The 16,565-nt window shown below is 77.3% G+C and carries 9 protein-coding genes; 6 read left to right on the top strand and 3 right to left on the bottom strand.

Annotated elements, in window-relative coordinates:
* Positions 1-193: 193 nt before the first annotated feature.
* The 3 genes from Q1K26_RS24270 to Q1K26_RS24260 all read left to right on the top strand — a co-directional run bounded on the left by Q1K26_RS24270 (position 194) and on the right by Q1K26_RS24260 (position 3,513).
* Positions 194-790 carry a methyltransferase domain-containing protein gene (locus tag Q1K26_RS24270; RefSeq protein WP_300017545.1) on the top strand — a complete coding sequence of 199 codons (597 nt, stop codon included), beginning with the start codon at positions 194-196 and terminating at the stop codon, positions 788-790.
* A gap of 55 nt (positions 791-845) precedes the next feature.
* The gene (locus tag Q1K26_RS24265) at positions 846-2,516 is read left to right on the top strand and encodes a hypothetical protein (protein WP_300017542.1); all 1,671 of its coding nucleotides are present in this window, start codon (positions 846-848) and stop codon (positions 2,514-2,516) included.
* A gap of 82 nt (positions 2,517-2,598) precedes the next feature.
* Positions 2,599-3,513, top strand: coding sequence for an alpha/beta hydrolase (locus Q1K26_RS24260; protein ID WP_300017539.1), 915 nt, complete (start codon positions 2,599-2,601; stop codon positions 3,511-3,513).
* 19 nt (positions 3,514-3,532) lie between these two features.
* On the opposite strand, the gene pgm is transcribed toward Q1K26_RS24260, so the two are convergent.
* The 3 genes from pgm to Q1K26_RS24245 all read right to left on the bottom strand — a co-directional run bounded on the left by pgm (position 3,533) and on the right by Q1K26_RS24245 (position 7,802).
* Positions 3,533-5,158, bottom strand: a complete 1,626-nt coding sequence (gene pgm, locus Q1K26_RS24255; protein WP_300017536.1) for a phosphoglucomutase (alpha-D-glucose-1,6-bisphosphate-dependent) — start codon at positions 5,156-5,158, stop codon at positions 3,533-3,535.
* A gap of 289 nt (positions 5,159-5,447) precedes the next feature.
* Positions 5,448-6,026, bottom strand: a complete 579-nt coding sequence (locus tag Q1K26_RS24250; protein ID WP_300017533.1) for an HAD-IA family hydrolase — start codon at positions 6,024-6,026, stop codon at positions 5,448-5,450.
* 1,248 nt (positions 6,027-7,274) lie between these two features.
* Positions 7,275-7,802 carry a hypothetical protein gene (locus Q1K26_RS24245; protein WP_300017529.1) on the bottom strand — a complete coding sequence of 176 codons (528 nt, stop codon included), beginning with the start codon at positions 7,800-7,802 and terminating at the stop codon, positions 7,275-7,277.
* A 182-nt stretch (positions 7,803-7,984) separates the two neighbouring features.
* Between Q1K26_RS24245 and recC the strand changes: the two genes are divergently transcribed.
* From recC to recD, 3 genes are read left to right on the top strand one after another with little or no spacing between them, the layout of a single operon-like run.
* Positions 7,985-11,224, top strand: a complete 3,240-nt coding sequence (gene recC, locus Q1K26_RS24240; RefSeq protein ID WP_300017526.1) for an exodeoxyribonuclease V subunit gamma — start codon at positions 7,985-7,987, stop codon at positions 11,222-11,224.
* Positions 11,221-14,646 carry a UvrD-helicase domain-containing protein gene (locus Q1K26_RS24235; RefSeq protein ID WP_300017523.1) on the top strand — a complete coding sequence of 1,142 codons (3,426 nt, stop codon included), beginning with the start codon at positions 11,221-11,223 and terminating at the stop codon, positions 14,644-14,646. Before recC ends, Q1K26_RS24235 begins: the two co-directional genes overlap by 4 nt.
* The gene (gene recD / locus Q1K26_RS24230; RefSeq protein WP_300017520.1) at positions 14,643-16,550 is read left to right on the top strand and encodes an exodeoxyribonuclease V subunit alpha; all 1,908 of its coding nucleotides are present in this window, start codon (positions 14,643-14,645) and stop codon (positions 16,548-16,550) included. Before Q1K26_RS24235 ends, recD begins: the two co-directional genes overlap by 4 nt.
* Positions 16,551-16,565: the final 15 nt, after the last annotated feature.

Below are 16,565 nucleotides of genomic sequence, written 5' to 3'. Positions count from 1 at the left end.
GGGGGGGGGGGGGGGGGGGGGGGGGGGGGGGGGGGGGGGGGGGGGGGGGGGGGGGGGGGGGGGGCGCCCGGGGGCCCCCCCCCCCGGGGGGGGGGGGCCCCCCCCCCGGCCGGTGTCCGTCAGCGCGTGATGACCGACACGTCCGGCGCGAGAACAGGGGGCCGGTGTCCCGGAGGGCCCCTACGGTGGGCGGGTGGCGTGGACCGACACCGGCCTGTTCCTGCGGGAGTTCGCCCGCGACCCGCTGCACACCGCGGCGCTCGCCCCCAGCTCCCGCGCGTTGGCCGCGGCGATGACCGCGCCGATCCCGGCCACCGGGGCGCCCGTCGTCGTCGAGCTGGGCCCGGGCACCGGCGCGTTCACCCGCGCGATCGCCGAGCGCACCGGCGGCCGGGCACGGCAGCTGGCCGTCGAGCTCAACCCCCGCTGGGCGGCCCTGCTCGCCGACCGCCATCCCGAGGTCGACGTGGTCTGCGCCGACGCGCACACGCTGCCCGCCCTGCTCGCCGAGCGGGGCATCGACCGGGTGGACGCCGTGGTCAGCGGGCTGCCGTGGGTCGCCTACTCCCCCGGGTCCGACGGCCGCGGCCTGCACGCAGTGATCACCGACGCCCTCGCGGACGACGGCGTGTTCACCCAGTTCGCGTACTCGTGGACGCGCTGGGCGCCGCCCGCCCGACGCCAGCTCGCCGACCTGCGCACCCACTTCGCCCAGGTCACGACCAGCCCGGTCGTCCGCCGGAACCTGCCGCCCGCCGTGGTCCGGCGGGCACGCACGCCGCTGCGCTGAGCCGCACGCCACCCCCTCCGACCGGGTCCGGGTGGGGGCTGCCATGGTGGGTCGAGTGCGTCTCGTATTCGGCCCGGAGGACATGGAGGAGTACAGCTCTGCCCGCGACCGGCTGCGGCTGCGCATCGTCGCCTGGGCCCGGCGCCGGGGCATGGAGGTCGAACCGACACTCGTGGCCGCGGCGCTGGATCACAAGCACGGCGTGGACGGGCGGCTCGGTCACTGGACCCGCGCCCACGTCGCCGACGCGCTGGCCGTCTGGTTCCCCCGCACGGTCGCGCTCCTGGAGGACGACCGCGACGCCGTGCCCGCCGCACTGCACGCGCTGATCGGCTTCCTGGCCGAGCACGACTGGCTCGACAGCCGCTCGGCCCCGGCCGCGGAGCTGCACGCGCAGGTCGAGGACTCCACCCCGGCCCTGCACGACGCCCTCGACGACGAGCGCAACCACGACCTGGGCACGTTCTGGGCCGTGCAGATGCTGCGCCACGGCGTGCCGACCGCCGATCCGGTCGCGGTCGCCCGTTTCCTGGCCGACGTCGACCGCGGGGCGCTGAGCGTCGACCGGGACGCGCTCGCCGAGATCACCCGCCGCCACGACGGCGGCCCGGACCACCCGACCGGGCCCGACCTCCCGCCGGTGCTGCTGCCGGGGGCGGCGCAGATGCTCGCCGCGGCCGACTCGTCGGTGGCGCTGGCGCGGCTGCGGGCGTTCACGCGCTGGGTGCGGGCGGGTCGGGCCGTCACGCGCGAGGGCAGGCTGCTGCTCGGCGACGCCCGCGCCGTCGCCGACGCGTTGGACCTCGACCACTTCTCCCGGGCCCGCGCCCGCACCAGCGACGACCTCCCGGAGATCACGCTGCTGCTGCACTGGGCGCGGCAGGCGCGGTTCGTGCGGGTCACGGGCGGCCGATTGGTGCAGGTCAAGAACGCGGCCCCGCTGCTGAGCCGGCCGATCGAGATGTGGCGACGCGCGTTCGAGGCCGTCGGGCGGATCGGCGACCACTTCGGCGGGTCCGACGTGTTCGGGGCGCCGTCGCTGTTCGGGATGAGCCTGGGCGAGGCGTTCCCGGTACTGCTGCAGCTGCTCTACGCGGAGGGCGGGGACGCGATCCCCGTCGAGCGGTTCCACCGGGCCGTGCGCGAGGCCGTCAACGAGCGGATGGGGTGCGTCGTCGACGACCTCGCGGGCGACGTGGAGCAGCGGCTGTGGCGCCGTGACGTCACCGCTCTGCTCGACGCGCTGGAGCTGCTCGGGGCCGTGCACCTGACGGAGAGCCTGGACACCGACGACCACGAGGAGCTCGCCGAGCTGGCCGGCCGCGACGATCCGGACCCGACCTGGGTGGCGCTCACCCCGATCGGGCTGTGGGCGGTGCACGAGATGCTCGTCGACGCGGGCGTGCACGCGCCGCTGGTCGGCGAGCTGGCCGACGAGGACGTCGAGTACGTGTGCGTGCGGATGATCCGCGCCCGGCCCGAGGTCGCCGACGCCGAGCTGGCCGCGTGGGTGCGGGCCAGGCCGGGCCGCGCCGCCGCGCAGGAGCTCATGCGCTTCCTGGAACGGGCGGAGGACCCGCGGCACCGCGAGCTGGCGCTGCGGGCGCTGGCCCGGACCGGTGCACCGGGCCGGGAACGGCCGCGGCGGGCGGGGCACCGGCCCGCCGGATCGGGTGGCTACGGGCCGGGGCCGCGCGTGGAGTGCGACGCCCGTACCCGGCCCTGAGCCGACCCCGCCGCCGGTGCCCGCGCGGGCGCCCGGCCCGGCGGGAACGGCCGCGCTGCGCCCTGGCTGCGATCATCAGCCGGTGACCTGGACCCGAGTGGATCACCCGTTCCGCGTCGCCGGGACCGAGTGCGCCGCATGGCTCTACCGGCCCGCGGTCGCCGGGCCCACCCCGTGCGTGGTGCTCGCCCACGGGTTCGGGATGACGCGCGCGTGCCGGCTGGCGGCGTGGGCCGAGCGGTTCGCCGACGCCGGTCTCGCCGCGCTCGTCTTCGACTACCGCGGCTTCGGTGACTCCGCGGGCGAACCCCGGCAGGTCCTCGACCTCGCCGCCCAGCGGACCGACTGGCGCGCCGCGGTCGAGCACACCCGCGCCACCGGCGGGATCGACCCGGAGCGGGTCGCGCTCTGGGGCACCTCGTTCAGCGGCGGGCACGTGCTCGCGGTCGCGGCGGGTGACCCGCGACTGGCGGCGGTGGTGGCGCAGGTGCCCTTCGTCGACGGGGTGGCGACGCTGCGCGGGTCCCGGCGGTCCCGGCCGGGCGCGGCCCGGCTCCGGCACACCGCCCGCCTGCTGGGCGACGCGCTGCGCGACGAGGTGCGCGGCCGGCTCGGCCGCCCGCCCGTGCTGGTACCGGTGGCCGGCGAGGTCGGCAGCGGCGCCGTGATCGCCGGGCCGGGTGCGGGGGACGCGATCACGCGCCTGGTGCCCGCCGGGGTGCGGTGGCGCAACGAGGTGGCCGCCCGCGTCGCGCTGCGGGTGCCGTTCGACCGGCCCGGGCGGCACGCGGCACGGATCGGCTGCCCGCTGCTGGTGGCCGTGTGCGAGCACGACTCGGTGACGCCTTCCGGCCCGGCGCGCGCGGTGGCCGTCGCCGCCCCGCGCGGCGAGCTCGTGACCCATCCCTTCGCGCACTTCGAGGCCTACGTCGGCGCCGGTTTCGAGGCGTTCTGCGCCGACGAGGTGGAGTTCCTCCGCCGCCACCTGCTCAGCTGACCTGGGCGCGGCCGCGTCCCTACGCGATCGCCGCCGTCACCACCTCGCGGGCCTCGTCCTGGATGCGGGCCAGGTGCTGCGCCCCGCGGAAGCTCTCGGCGTAGATCTTGTAGACGTCCTCGGTGCCCGACGGGCGCGCGGCGAACCACCCGCCGTCGGTGACGACCTTGAGCCCGCCCAGCGCCGCCCCGTTGCCGGGCGCCTCGGTGAGCCGGGCCGTGATCGGCTCGCCCGCCAGCTCGGTGGCCCTCACGTCGTCCGCGGAGAGCCTGCCCAGCTTCGCCTTCGCCTCCGGTGTGGTGGCGACGTCGATGCGCGCGTACTCCGGGGCGCCGAAGCGGTCGGTGAGCTCGTGGTAGCGCTCGCTGGGCGTCCGCCCGGTGACCGCGAGGATCTCCGAGGCGAGCAGGGCGAGGATGATGCCGTCCTTGTCGGTGGTCCAGACCCCGCCGTCGCGGCGCAGGAACGACGCCCCCGCGCTCTCCTCACCGCCGAACCCGAACGTGGCGTCGATCAGGCCGGGCACGAACCACTTGAACCCGACGGGCGTCTCGACGAGTTGGCGGCCCAGGTCGGCGGCCACCCGGTCGATCATCGACGAGCTGACCGCGGTCTTGCCGATGCCCGCGGCGCCGGGCCAGCCCGGGCGGTGCGCGAACAGGTAGCCGATCGCGACGGCCAGGTAGTGGTTGGGGTTCATCAGGCCGTCGGCGGTGACGATGCCGTGCCGGTCGGCGTCGGCGTCGTTGCCCGTGGAGATCTGGAAGCGGTCACGCTGGGCCACCAGCGAGGCCATCGCGTACGGCGAGGAGCAGTCCATCCGGATCTTGCCGTCCCAGTCCAGGGTCATGAAGCCGAACTGCGGATCGACGTCGGGGTTCACGACGGTGAGGTCCAGGCGGTGACGCTCCGCGATCGCGCCCCAGTAGGCGACGGCGGCGCCGCCGAGCGGGTCGGCGCCGATGCGCACGCCCGCGTCCCGGATCGCGTCGAGGTCCAGCACGCTGGGCAGGTCCTCGACGTAGGCGCCGAGGAAGTCGTAGCGGCCCAGGCTCGTCCTGTCCAGCGCGGTCCGGCGGACGCCCCGCAGCTTCGCCTCCAGCAGCTCGTTGGCGCGCCCGGCGATCCATCCGGTGGCGTCGGAGCCGGCCGGGCCGCCGTGGGGCGGGTTGTACTTGAAGCCGCCGTCGGCGGGCGGGTTGTGCGAGGGCGTGACGACGACACCGTCGGCCAGGCCGCTCACGCGGCCGCGGTTGTGGGTGAGGATCGCGTGCGAGACGGCAGGGGTGGGGGTGAACGCGTCGTCGCCGTCGGCGAGTACGTGCACGTCGTTGGCGGCGAACACCTCGATCGCGGTGGTCCACGCCGGCTCGGACAGCGCGTGGGTGTCGCGGCCGATGAACAGCGGACCGTCGATGCCCTGGCCCGCGCGGTACTCGCAGATCGCCTGGCTGGTGGCGGCGATGTGGTCGTCGTTGAACGTGGTGAGCAGCGACGAGCCGCGGTGGCCGGAGGTGCCGAACGCCACGCGTTGGGTGGGGTCGTCGGGGTCGGGGTGGCGGTCGGCGTAGGCCGTGAGCAGGGCGTCGAGGTCGACGAGGTCCTCTGCTCGGGCGGGGGTGCCTGCGCGGGGATGGGTCGACATCGGGCTCTCCAAAGGGGTGCGGGGTCGTCGGGGACCACCCTGCCGTGTCGAGCGCCCCCGCGCCGCACCACCCGGCGAGGCCGCCCGGGTGGGGACGTCCGGGCGGGGCAGCGTCCGGGCGAGGCAGCGTCCGGGTGGGGGTGTCGGGCGGAGGCGCCGGGCGGAGGCGCCGGGCGGCGCAGCGTCCCGGCAGGGGCGTCCCGGCAGAGGCATCCCCGCAGAGGCGTCCCGGCCGAGGCATCCAGGGCCGCCGGGCCGAGGTGTCCGGGCGAGGTGTCCGGGCCGGGCCTCAGCGACCGATGATCCGCCGCGCCTCGTGCGGCCCCGCCCAGACGTGGGCGTCCCAGCCGTGCGCGCGGGCGGCGTCGACGTTCTCCGGGCGGTCGTCGAAGAACACCGCCGGGAGGCCACCGAGCAGCCGATCGGCATGCGCGTAGATCGCCGGGTCCGGCTTCGCCACACCCACGTCGGCGGAGAAGATCAGGTGGGCGAACGGGGTGCTCCAGGACGCGGCCCGCACGGCCGCCGCCAGCGGGGCCGGGGCATTGGACAGCACCGCGAGCCGCACACCGACCAGCCCGCGCAGCAGCGCGGCGCTCTCGGCCGGCAGCGTCGACCACTTCTCGGAGTCCAGCCGCTCCAGCCTCGCCAGCACGTCCGGATCGGGGGCCCGGCCGACGGCCTCGGCCACGCCGCTCCAGTACCGCGTCGACGAGCCGCCGAGGTCGTAGGCCCGCCGGGCGGCCCAGTAGGCCGGGCCGAGGGTCGGCTCGTCGACGCCCAGCTCAGCCGCGAGCCCGGCCAGTACCCCGGTGGACGGGACGAGGACCTCACCGAGGTCGAACACGACGGTCGAAGCGGCGTCCACCCCGGCACCGTACCGCCGAAAGGATCACCGGGCCGCGCGGCGCCCCGCCCGGTCCGGCCTGCTTGTGCGCCGAGCAGGACGGAGGGCCGAAGACCTTCAGGTCGCGGCGGGCCGAGCCGGGCACACCGGGCCGGGCCGGACACGCCGGGCCGGGCGGTCAATAGGCCGTCTGCACAGCAAGACGGTGATCACATCCGCCCGGGGATGTGGCCGAGCTGCGCGGTGCAGCCGACCGTGCCGGGCCCAACCGCTCCATGATCGTCGACTCGGAACCCGCAGGCGCCGCAGCTACGGCTCCCGGTTCCCGTCCGCCGATCAACCCCGACCGCACACACCCACCGGTTCCCCATCGCCGATCACCACCGACAATCGACCCTCCCGGGCCCCGACGGCGCGAGCGGGCTCCCGAGCCGAGCCGGGGGCCGGGCCGGGCACGCCGAGCCGAGCCGGAGAGGCCGAGCCGAGCACCCCGAGCCGAGCCGGAGAGGCCGAGCGGAGAAGTCGGGCCGGCCAGGGCATGCCGCGCCGGACGTGGAGTGGATAGGCCGTCCGCGCAGCGAGGCGATGATCACGGCCGCCGGGCGTGTGGTCGAGTTACCGCAGCGCAGCGGTCCGCGTCGGGCCCACCGCCCCATGATCGCCGTCCCGGAACCCCCGGGCGCCGCAGCTACGGCTCCCGGTTCCCGTCCGCCGATCAACCCCGACCCCACACACCCACCGGTTCCCCACCGCCGATCACCACCGACAACCGCGCCGGGTGACCGGCGGGCCACCCAGTCCGGTCACCCAGCCGCGGACCCGGCCCGGGATGCCGAGACCGCCCGGCCGGGCCATGACCATGGTGTGATTGGGCGCGCCCGGAGGGCAGGGGCCTCTCGCTCCATGATCGCCCGTCCGGAACCCGGAGGCGCCGCATCCACGCCTCCCCGTTCCCGCACGTCGATCAACCCCGACCCCACACACCCACCAGTTCCGAACCGATGATCACCACCGTCCCCACCGCCGGGCGGCAGAATGCCGCACGCGCGCGGCCCGACCCGGCCCGCCCTCCCGCACCGGCACGACGCCCCCGATCGACGCCGTGCGAGCACCGGGTGTCGCTCGGGTCCCGCCCCCGGCGGTCACGGTGGAGTCGACCGCTCCGGCGGGCCGACCGGAGCCGACCGCTCCGACGTGCCGACCGGAGCCGACCAGGTCAGGCCCGACTGGCCACCGGCCTCCCCGACCACGCCGACGTCTCGCGGGGGGTCACGCCGAGAGCGAGCCCTGCTGGCGGGGGATGCGGGCGTGCACCTCGGCCGGGGTGAGCGGTCGCTGCGAGGTGTCGGTGGCGAGGTGGAAGTGGCCGCTGCGAGAACGGCCGCACAGGTAGGAGCGCAGGGCGCGGGCACCGAGCCCCTCCAGCTCGCGGGCCGCGGCCTCGGCGGCCTCCCGGGTGGGGTAGATGACCTTGCCGTCGGTGCCCCGGCCCTGGCGCAGCGCCACCACCCCGGCGATCTCGGCCTGGCTCGGCGTGCAGAACACCGGCCTTCCGGAGTTGGTGAGGCGGGCGTACCGGTGCAGGACCTCGCTGCGGGCGTGGTCGCGGATCGGGTCCGACGGTGCGGTCCCCGGCTCGGGCGCGGTGGACGGGGCGAGCGCGTAGGGCGCAGGCACGCGGCGGACCGGCGCCGTCACGGCCCGCTGGGCGGGGATGTCGCGCGGGGAGGGCCCGCCACGAGACCCGCGCTGGGCCGGGATGCCGACCGGGAAGTTGGCCTCGTCGTCGGCGTTCATGCCGGCCTCCTCGCAGTTGCTCGCGCTGTCATCGACCAGATCGCGTGGAGCACAGCCTGCCGTTAACGGGGCACCGACGGGATCCCACCATCGTGTCGTTCTCACCGTGCGTGATCGCCGTCCGCCCGCATCCGGAACTGTCGGGCCATCGCCCTACCGTGTGCCCGACGGGAGGGACGGACATGCTGCACGTGCACCGCGCCGAGCGCGCGGACGCGCTGGCCGAGGCGCTGGCCGACGTCCTCGCCGTGCCTCCTGCCGACCCGTTCGCCACCGAGATCGTCGCGGTCCCGGCCCGGGGGATCGAGCGCTGGCTGGCCCAGCGGCTCTCGCACCGCCTGGGCACCGGCCCCGGCACGGGCGACGGGGTGTGCGCGGGCGTCGCGTTCCCCTCCCCCGCCGCGGTGGTCGCCACGGCCGTGGCCGGCGCGCTCGGGCACGACGCCGACGACGACCCGTGGCAGCCGGCCCGGATGGTGTGGCCGCTGCTCGACGTGATCGACGCGGGCGCCGACCCGCAGCTGGTGCGGCCGGGCAGGCGGTGGGCCACGGCCCGGGCGCTCGCCGAGCTGTTCTCCTCCTACTCGACGCACCGCCCCGCGATGCTGCGCGCCTGGCTGGCCGGGCAGGACGCCCCGGGCGACCTGGCCTGGCAGTCCGCGCTGTTCCGGCAGCTGCGGGAACGGATCGGCACCCCGGCCCCCGCCGAGCGGCTGCTCGCCGTCACCGACGTCCTGCGCCGGGAGCCGCAGCGCGCCGGGCTGCCGGCCCGGCTGTCGCTGTTCGGGCCCACGCGGCTGACCGCGGAGCAGCTGGCCGTCCTCGGCGCGCTGGGGGTGCACCGCGACGTCCACCTGTGGCTGCCGCACCCCTCCCCTGCACTGTGGGCGCAGGTCGCGGCGCTGGCCCCGGCCACCGTGCCCAGGCGGGCCGCCGACCCCACCGCCGCCGCCGTGCACCACCCGCTGCTGTCCTCGCTCGGTCGCGACGTGCGGGAGCTGCAGGTCGGCCTGCTCGCCGAGGTGCCCGAGCGGGTCGACCACCACCATCCGGCCCCGGAGCCGCCCGGCACGCTGCTGGGGCGGCTGCAGCGCGAGCTTCGCGCCGACCGGGCGGGCGAGCGGGCGCCGGCCGATCCCACCGTCCAGGTGCACGCCTGCCACGGCGCCCACCGCCAGGTGGAGGTGCTGCGCGAGGTCGTGCTGGGCCTGCTCGCCGCCGACGCCACGCTGGAGCCCCGCGACGTGCTGGTGATGTGCCCCGACATCGAGACCTTCGCGCCGCTGATCTCCGCGGCGTTCGGGTTGGGCACCGCCGAGGCGGCGGCGAGCGGGCATCCGGGCCAGCACCTGCGCGTCCGGCTGGCCGACCGCGCCCTGCGGCAGGTCAACCCGCTGCTCGACACCGTCGGGCGCCTGCTCGAGCTGGCCGGCGCGCGGCTCACGTCCTCCGAGCTGCTCGACCTGCTGGCCTCCGGCCCGGTCGCCCGCCGGTTCCGGCTCGATCCCGACGACGTGGTGCGCGTGCGCGAGCTCGTCGTCGCATCCGGGGTGCGGTGGGGGCTCGACGCCGCGCACCGCGAGCCCTACCGCCTCGACGGCTTCGGCCAGAACACCTGGGCCGCCGGCCTGGACCGGCTGCTGCTCGGCGTCACGATGGCCCCGGCCCGCCCACCCGGCGACCAGGACTGGCTGGGCACGGCCCTGCCGCTGGAGCAGGTCGAGTCCGGCGACGTCGAGCGGGTGGGGCGCCTCGCCGAGTTCGTGCACCGGCTCACCGGGGTGCTCGCGCGGCTGCGCGCCGAGCAGCCGCTGGCGGCCTGGGTCGAGGCGCTCACGGCCGGGCTCGACGCGCTCACCGACACCGGCGCCGCCGACGAGTGGCAGGCCGCCCAGGCCCGCGGCGAGCTGGCCGAGGCGCTGCGCACGGCGGGACCGCGCGGGTCGACGGTGCCGCTGGCCCCCGGTGACGTCCGCGCGCTGCTCGACGAGCGCCTGCGCGGGCGCCCCGGCCGCGCCAACTTCCGCACCGGCACGCTCACCGTCGCCACGCTGGTACCCATGCGGTCGGTGCCACACCGGGTGGTGTGCCTGCTGGGTCTCGACGACGGCGTGTTCCCCCGCGCCGGCGTCCCCGACGGCGACGACGTGCTCGCCCGCGATCCGCTGGCCGGGGAGCGCGACGCCCGCAGCGAGGACCGCCAGCTGCTGCTCGACGCCGTCTGCGCGGCCACCGAGCACCTGGTCGTGGTGCACTCCGGTGCCGACGAGCGCAGCGGGGCCCGCCGCCCGCCCGCCGTACCGCTGGGCGAGCTGCTCGACGCCGTCGAGGCGATCACCGGGTCGCGGGACGCGGTCGTGGTCCGGCACCCGCTGCAACCCTTCGACTCGCGCAACTTCGCACCGGGGCGCCCGTTCAGCTTCGACCGCGCCGAGCTCGCCGGGGCGCTCGCCGCGGCCGGACCGAAGTCGCCACCGCCCCCGTTCCTGGCCGCCCCGCTGCCCGCACCCGCACCGGGCGTCGTCGATCTCGACGAGCTGGTGGCGTTCGCCGAGCACCCGGTCCGGGCGTTCCTCCGCCAGCGCGTGGGCCTGTCGCTGTTCGAGCGCGACGACGACCCGGCCGATGCCCTGCCCATCGAGCTCGACGGTCTCGCGCAGTACCAGGTCGGCGAGCGGCTGCTGCGCGACCGGCTGCAGGGCCGGGCGCTGGACCTGTGCATCCAGGCCGAGTGGCGCCGCGGCGAGCTCCCACCGGGCGCGCTGGGCGAGGCGCTGCTCACCACCGTCGTCGACGGGGTGGAGCCGCTGGTCGCCACGGCGCAGCGGCTGCTCACCCCCGCCCCGGCCGCGCACGACGTCGACGTCGAGCTGGCGTGCGGCACCCGGGTGGCCGGCACGCTCGGCGGCCTGCACGGCACCACGCTGCTGCGGGTGGACTACTCGCGGCTCAGGCCGAAGCAGCGGATCCGCGCGTGGGTGCGGCTGCTCGCGCTCACCGCGGCCACCGGCGAGCGGTGGGGTGCGGTGAGCATCGGCCGGGCGGCCCGGCACGGCATCGCCCGCGCCACGATCGCCCCGGTCGATCCCGGGCGGGCGCGGGCGCTGCTGGCCGATCTCGTGGCGCTGCACCGCGAGGGGATGTGCGAGCCGCTGCCGCTGGCCACGCAGTCGGCGGCGGCCTACGTCCGCAGCCGGGCCGGGCACGCCCCGCCCGACGTCGCGCTGGCCGACGCGCTGCGGGAGTGGACCGGGGCCATCGGCGAGGCGGCGGACGACGCGCACGTGCGCGTCTGGGGCCCCGCGTCCGACGCGCTCGCCGCGCAGCCGGGGCCGCCGGGCGGCGAGCCCACCCGGTTCGGCGCGCTGGCGCGGCGGCTGTGGGAACCGCTGCTGGAGTGCGAGGCGGTGGACTTCCCGTGACGTCCACCCTCGCCCCCGCCGCGTTCTCCGTCACCGGCGCCCTGCCCACCGGCACCACCGTGCTGGAGGCCAGCGCCGGCACCGGCAAGACGTTCACCATCGCCGCGCTCGCCGCCCGCTACGTCGCCGAGGGTCACGCCGCGCTGCCCGAGCTGATGCTCGTCACGTTCGGCCGGGAGGCCACCACCGAGCTGCGCGAGCGCGTGCGCGAGCGGCTGGTCTCGGCGCACCGCGGGCTCGCCGACCCGGTGGGGGCCCGCGCGGGCGGGGACGAGGTGCTGGCGCTGCTCGCCGGCGTCCCGGACGCTGAGATCGCCGCGCGGCGGGCGCGGCTGGCCCGGGCGCTGGCCGGGTTCGACGCGGCCACGATCGCCACCACCCACCAGTTCTGCCAGCAGATGCTCGACGGGCTGGGCGTGGCGGTGGACAGCGATCCCGACGCCCGCTTCGTCGAGTCGATCGACGACCTGATCGCGGAGGTCGTCGACGACTTCTACGTGCGCAAGTACGGGTCCCGGGCGGCGGGCACCCCCGCGTTCGGCAGAGCGGACGCGGGGAAGCTGGCCCGGGCCGCCGTGTACGACGGGCAGGCCCGGCTGGAGCCCGCCGACGCGCAGCCGGGCTCGCCGGCACACGTGCGGCACCGCTTCGCCGATGCGGTGCGCCGCGAGGTCGCGCACCGCAAGCGGGCGCGGCGGCTCTACACCTACGACGACATGCTCACCCGCCTGTCCGCGGCACTGACCGATCCCGACGGCGTCGCCGCGCGCCGGCTGCGGGCCCGCTACGGCGTGGTGCTCGTCGACGAGTTCCAGGACACCGACCCGGTGCAGTGGCACATCCTGCGGTCGGCCTTCCACAGCGAGGGCCCGGGCCGCGGGCGCACCACCCTGGTGCTGATCGGCGACCCGAAGCAGGCGATCTACGCGTTCCGCGGGGCCGACGTCGTCAGCTACCTCGACGCCACCGAGACCGCCGGCCGGCACGCCACGCTGGCCCGCAACTGGCGCAGCGACGCCCCGCTGCTGCGCGCGCTGGACGTGCTGTTCGCGGGCGCCGCGCTGGGCGACGAGCGGATCCGGGTGCACCCGGTCGAGCCCGCGCACCCCCGGCCGCGGCTCGCTGGTGCGCCGGTCGACACGCCGCTGCGCATCCGGGTCGTGCCCCGTGACGGGCTGCCACAGTCCGGGCGCAGGCTCGCGCTGGCCCCGCCCGCCCGCGCGCTGGTGGCGCGGGACTGCGCGGCCGACATCGCCGAGCTGCTGGCGAGCCCGGCCACCCTCGACGGCGTGCGGGTCCGGCCCGGTGACGTCGCCGTGCTGGTCCGCACCAACGACCAGGCCGCGGTCGTGCGGCAGGCGCTGGCCGACGTCGGCGTCCCGGCGGTGGCGTCGGGCACCGCGAGCGTGTTCGGCACGCCGGTGGCCAGGGAGTGGCTCACGCTGCTGGAGGCGCTCGAGCAGCCACGCGCGTTCCGGGTGCGGGCGGCGGCGCTCACGTGCTTCGTCGGCGCCACCGCGGAGCAGCTGTGCGCCGACGACGCCGACGTGCTGCTCGACCGGCTCGGCGGCACGCTGCGCGAGTGGGCCGCGGTGCTGCACGGGCGGGGGGTGGCGGCGCTGCTGGAGGCGGTCACCGGCACCGAGCTGCCGCGGCGGCTGCTCGGCGGGTCCGACGGCGAGCGGCGGCTCACCGACCTGCGCCACGTCGCGCAGGCGATGCACGCCGCGGCCGTGGCGGGGCATCTCGGGCCGGCGGCGCTGGTCGACTGGCTGCGCCACCGCATCGCCGACGCCGCCACCGACACCGGCGCGGAGCGCAGCAGGCGGCTGGAGTCAGACGCCGCGGCCGTCCAGGTCATCACCGTGCACCGCAGCAAGGGGTTGGAGTTCCCGGTCGTGCACGTGCCCTTCGGCTGGGACCGGTTCGCCGGGGAGCCGTCGTTCCCGCTGCTGCACGACGCCGCGGGGGCGCGGGTGCTCGACGTCGGCGGCCCCACCGGCGAGGGCTGGTCGCAGCGCTGCGCGCAGCACCGGGCCGAGGAGGCCGGTGAGGACCTGCGGCTGCTCTACGTGGCGCTCACGCGGGCCCGCAGCCAGGTGGTCGCGTGGTGGGTGCCCGCCACCACCGTCGCCGCGTCGCCGCTGCACCGGCTGCTGTTCGGCCGTCCGGGCCCCGGGCTGCCGTGGCCGGGCGAGGTGGCCGCGTCCTACCGGGTGCCCTCGGACGCGGCGGCGCTCGACGCCCTGCGCGCGCTGGCGGCGCCGGAGCTGGCGGTGGAACCGGTGGGGCCGCGGGCCGAACCCGCCTTCGCCGCGGCGCCGCGCGAACCGGAGGGTCTGCGGGCGGCCCGGTTCAGCCGCGTGCTCGACACCGCGTGGAAGCGCACGTCCTACACCGCGCTCACGGCCACGGCCGGGCACGGCCCCAGGGTGAGCAGCGAGCCGGAGGAGGCGGGCACGGACGACGAGGCGGATCTCCACGACGTGACCGACCGCGACGACGGGGCCGGCGCCGGGCTCGACGGGGCCGCGCGCACGGGGCCGGTGTCCCCGATGGCGCAGCTACCGGTGGGGGCCGCGTTCGGCACGCTCGTGCACGCGATCTTCGAGGCCGCCGACCTCACGGCGGCCGATCTCGGCGCCGAGCTCACCGCGCACGCCGCGGAGCAGCTCGCGCGGCGCCCGGTCGCCGGACTGGACGCGGCCACGCTCGGCGCGGCCCTGGTGCCCGCCGCGAGCACGCCGCTGGGCCCGCTGGCCGCCGGGCTGCGGCTGGCCGACATCGCGCCCGGTGACCGGCTCGCCGAGCTCGACTTCGAGCTGCCCCTCGGCGGCGGCGACGGCGCCCACGGCCCGCCGCTCACGCTGGGGATCCTGCCGCCGCTGCTGCGCGCGCACCTGCCGGCCGACGACCCGCTGCGCGGCTACGCCGACCATCTCGACGCGCTGGCCGACCAGCCCCTGCGCGGGTACCTCACCGGGAGCATCGACGCGGTGCTCCGCCTGCCCGCCGGCAGCGCAGGCACACCCCCACCCGCAGGCCGCTCCGGGCCCGGTGGGCGTTTCCTGGTCGTCGACTACAAGACCAACTGGCTCGGGCCGGTGGGGGCCGAGGGCGCCGGGCCGCTCACCGCCGCCCACTACGCACCCGACCGGATGGCCGAGGCGATGAGCGCGGCCCACTACCCGTTGCAGGCGCTGCTCTACTGCGTCGCGCTGCACCGCTACCTGCGCTGGCGGCTGCCCGGCTACGCACCGGAACGCCATCTCGGCGGGGTCCTGTACCTGTTCGTCCGCGGGATGTGCGGGCCGGGCACACCGGTCACCGGCGGGATGCCCCACGGCGTGTTCGCGTGGGAGCCGCCGCCCGCGCTCACCGTGGAGCTGTCGGCGCTGCTCGACGGGGGTGGTGTGTCGTGAGCCTCGGCCCGGCCGACGGCCCCCTCGCCACCGACGCCCCCGGGCCGCCTGCCGCCGATGGCGGGGCGGGCGTGCGGGCCGTGGATCCGTGGGACGGCCGGCTCGTCCACGCCGGCACGGGCCTGCTGGGCGAGTTCAACGCCGCGGGGGTGCTCGACACCGCCGACGTGCACGTGGCGCGGCGGGTGGGCGTGCTCGGCGGGGAGGGTGACGACGCGGTGCTGCTGGCCGTGGCGCTGGCGGTGCGCGCCCTGCGGCTGGGTTCGGTGTGCGTCGACCTCGCGGCGGTCGACCGCACGGTCCTCGGCGACGGTGACGAGCTGGTCGACGTCTCGGCGCTGCCGTGGCCGGACCCGGGCACCTGGGCACAGGTGTGCCGGCGCAGCCCGCTGGTCGCCGACGGGGCCGGGGAGGGCTCGGGGCGCCCGCTGCGGATGGTCGACGGGCAGCTCTACCTCGAGCGGTACTGGCGCGAGGAGGAGCTGGTGCGGCTCTCGCTGATCGAGCGCGCCGCGTCCGCGCCGCTCGCCGATCCCGCCGCGCTGCGGGCCGGTCTCGACGCGCTGTTCCCCGACCCCCGCGCGCTGCGCCAGCGGCAGGCCGCGGCGGTCGCCGCGCTGCGCCACGTCACGGTGCTCGCCGGCGGCCCGGGCACCGGCAAGACCACGACCGTGGCCCACCTGCTGCGCCTGCTGCTCGACCGGCCCGGGCCCGCCACGCGGGTGGCGCTGGCCGCCCCCACCGGCAAGGCCGCCGCGCGGCTGCAGGAGGCGGTGGCCCGCGACCTCGGCCCGGAGCACCGCGACCGGGTGGCGCCGGCGTGCACCCTGCACCGGCTGCTGGGCTGGCTGCCCGGCCGCCGCTTCCGCCACGACCGCACCCACCGCCTGCCGTTCGACGTGGTGGTGGTCGACGAGACGTCGATGGTGTCGCTGCCGATGATGGCCCGGCTGCTCGAGGCGGTGCGCCCCGACGCGCGCCTGATCCTGGTCGGCGATCCCGACCAGCTCGCGTCGGTCGAGGCCGGCGCGGTGCTCGGCGACCTCGCCCGGGCGGCGGGCACACCCGAACCCGCCCTCGACGCGGCGCTGGGCGAGCTGGGCCTGCCGACCGGGGTGGTGCACGGTGTCGTCACCCTCGACCACGTCTGGCGCTTCGGCGGGGCGATCGCCGAGCTGGCCCGGGCGGTGCAGGCGGGCGACGCCGATGCCGCGGTCGCCGTGCTGCGCCGCGGCGACCCCGCGCTGCGGTTCGTCGAGGACTCCCCGGCCGCCGGGGCCGGGCGTCCCGGAGCAGGGCAGCCCGGCAGCGGCGAGCGCGACGACACCCGCGCCGACGTCGTCGCGGCGGGGCGGGCGCTCGCGGCCGCGGCGCGCGCGGGTGAGGTCGACGCCGCGGTGGCCGGGCTGGACACGCACCGGGTGCTGTGCGCGCACCGGCGCGGCCCCTTCGGCGTGCAGCGGTGGACCACGCAGATCGAGCGCTGGCTCGACACGCGCCGGGCGGAGCCGTGGTACCCGGGCCGCGCGGTCCTGGTCACCGCCAACGACTACGACACGGGACTGTTCAACGGCGACACCGGCGTCACGGTCGCCACCCCGGAGGGCCTGCGGGTGGCGTTCGCCCGGGGCGGCCCGCCCAGCCTGTTCGCGCCGGCGCGGCTCTCGGAGGTCACCGGGGTGCACGCGATGACCGTGCACCGGGGGCAGGGCAGCCAGTTCCGGCGGGTCACGGTCGTGCTGCCGCCCGCGGAGTCGCCGCTGCTCACCCGCGAGCTGCTCTACACCGCGGTCACCCGGGCCAAGGAGTTCGTGCGGGTCGTGGGCACCGAGGAGGCGGTGCGGACCGCCGTCGAGCGCCCGGTCGGACGGGCCAGCGGCCTGCGTCACCGGCTCCGGACCTGATCACCCTCGCTCTTG

The organism is Pseudonocardia sp. (genome assembly GCF_029263155.1).
GTDB lineage: Bacteria > Actinomycetota > Actinomycetes > Mycobacteriales > Pseudonocardiaceae > Pseudonocardia.
This window is presented reverse-complemented; position numbering and strand designations above follow the sequence as displayed.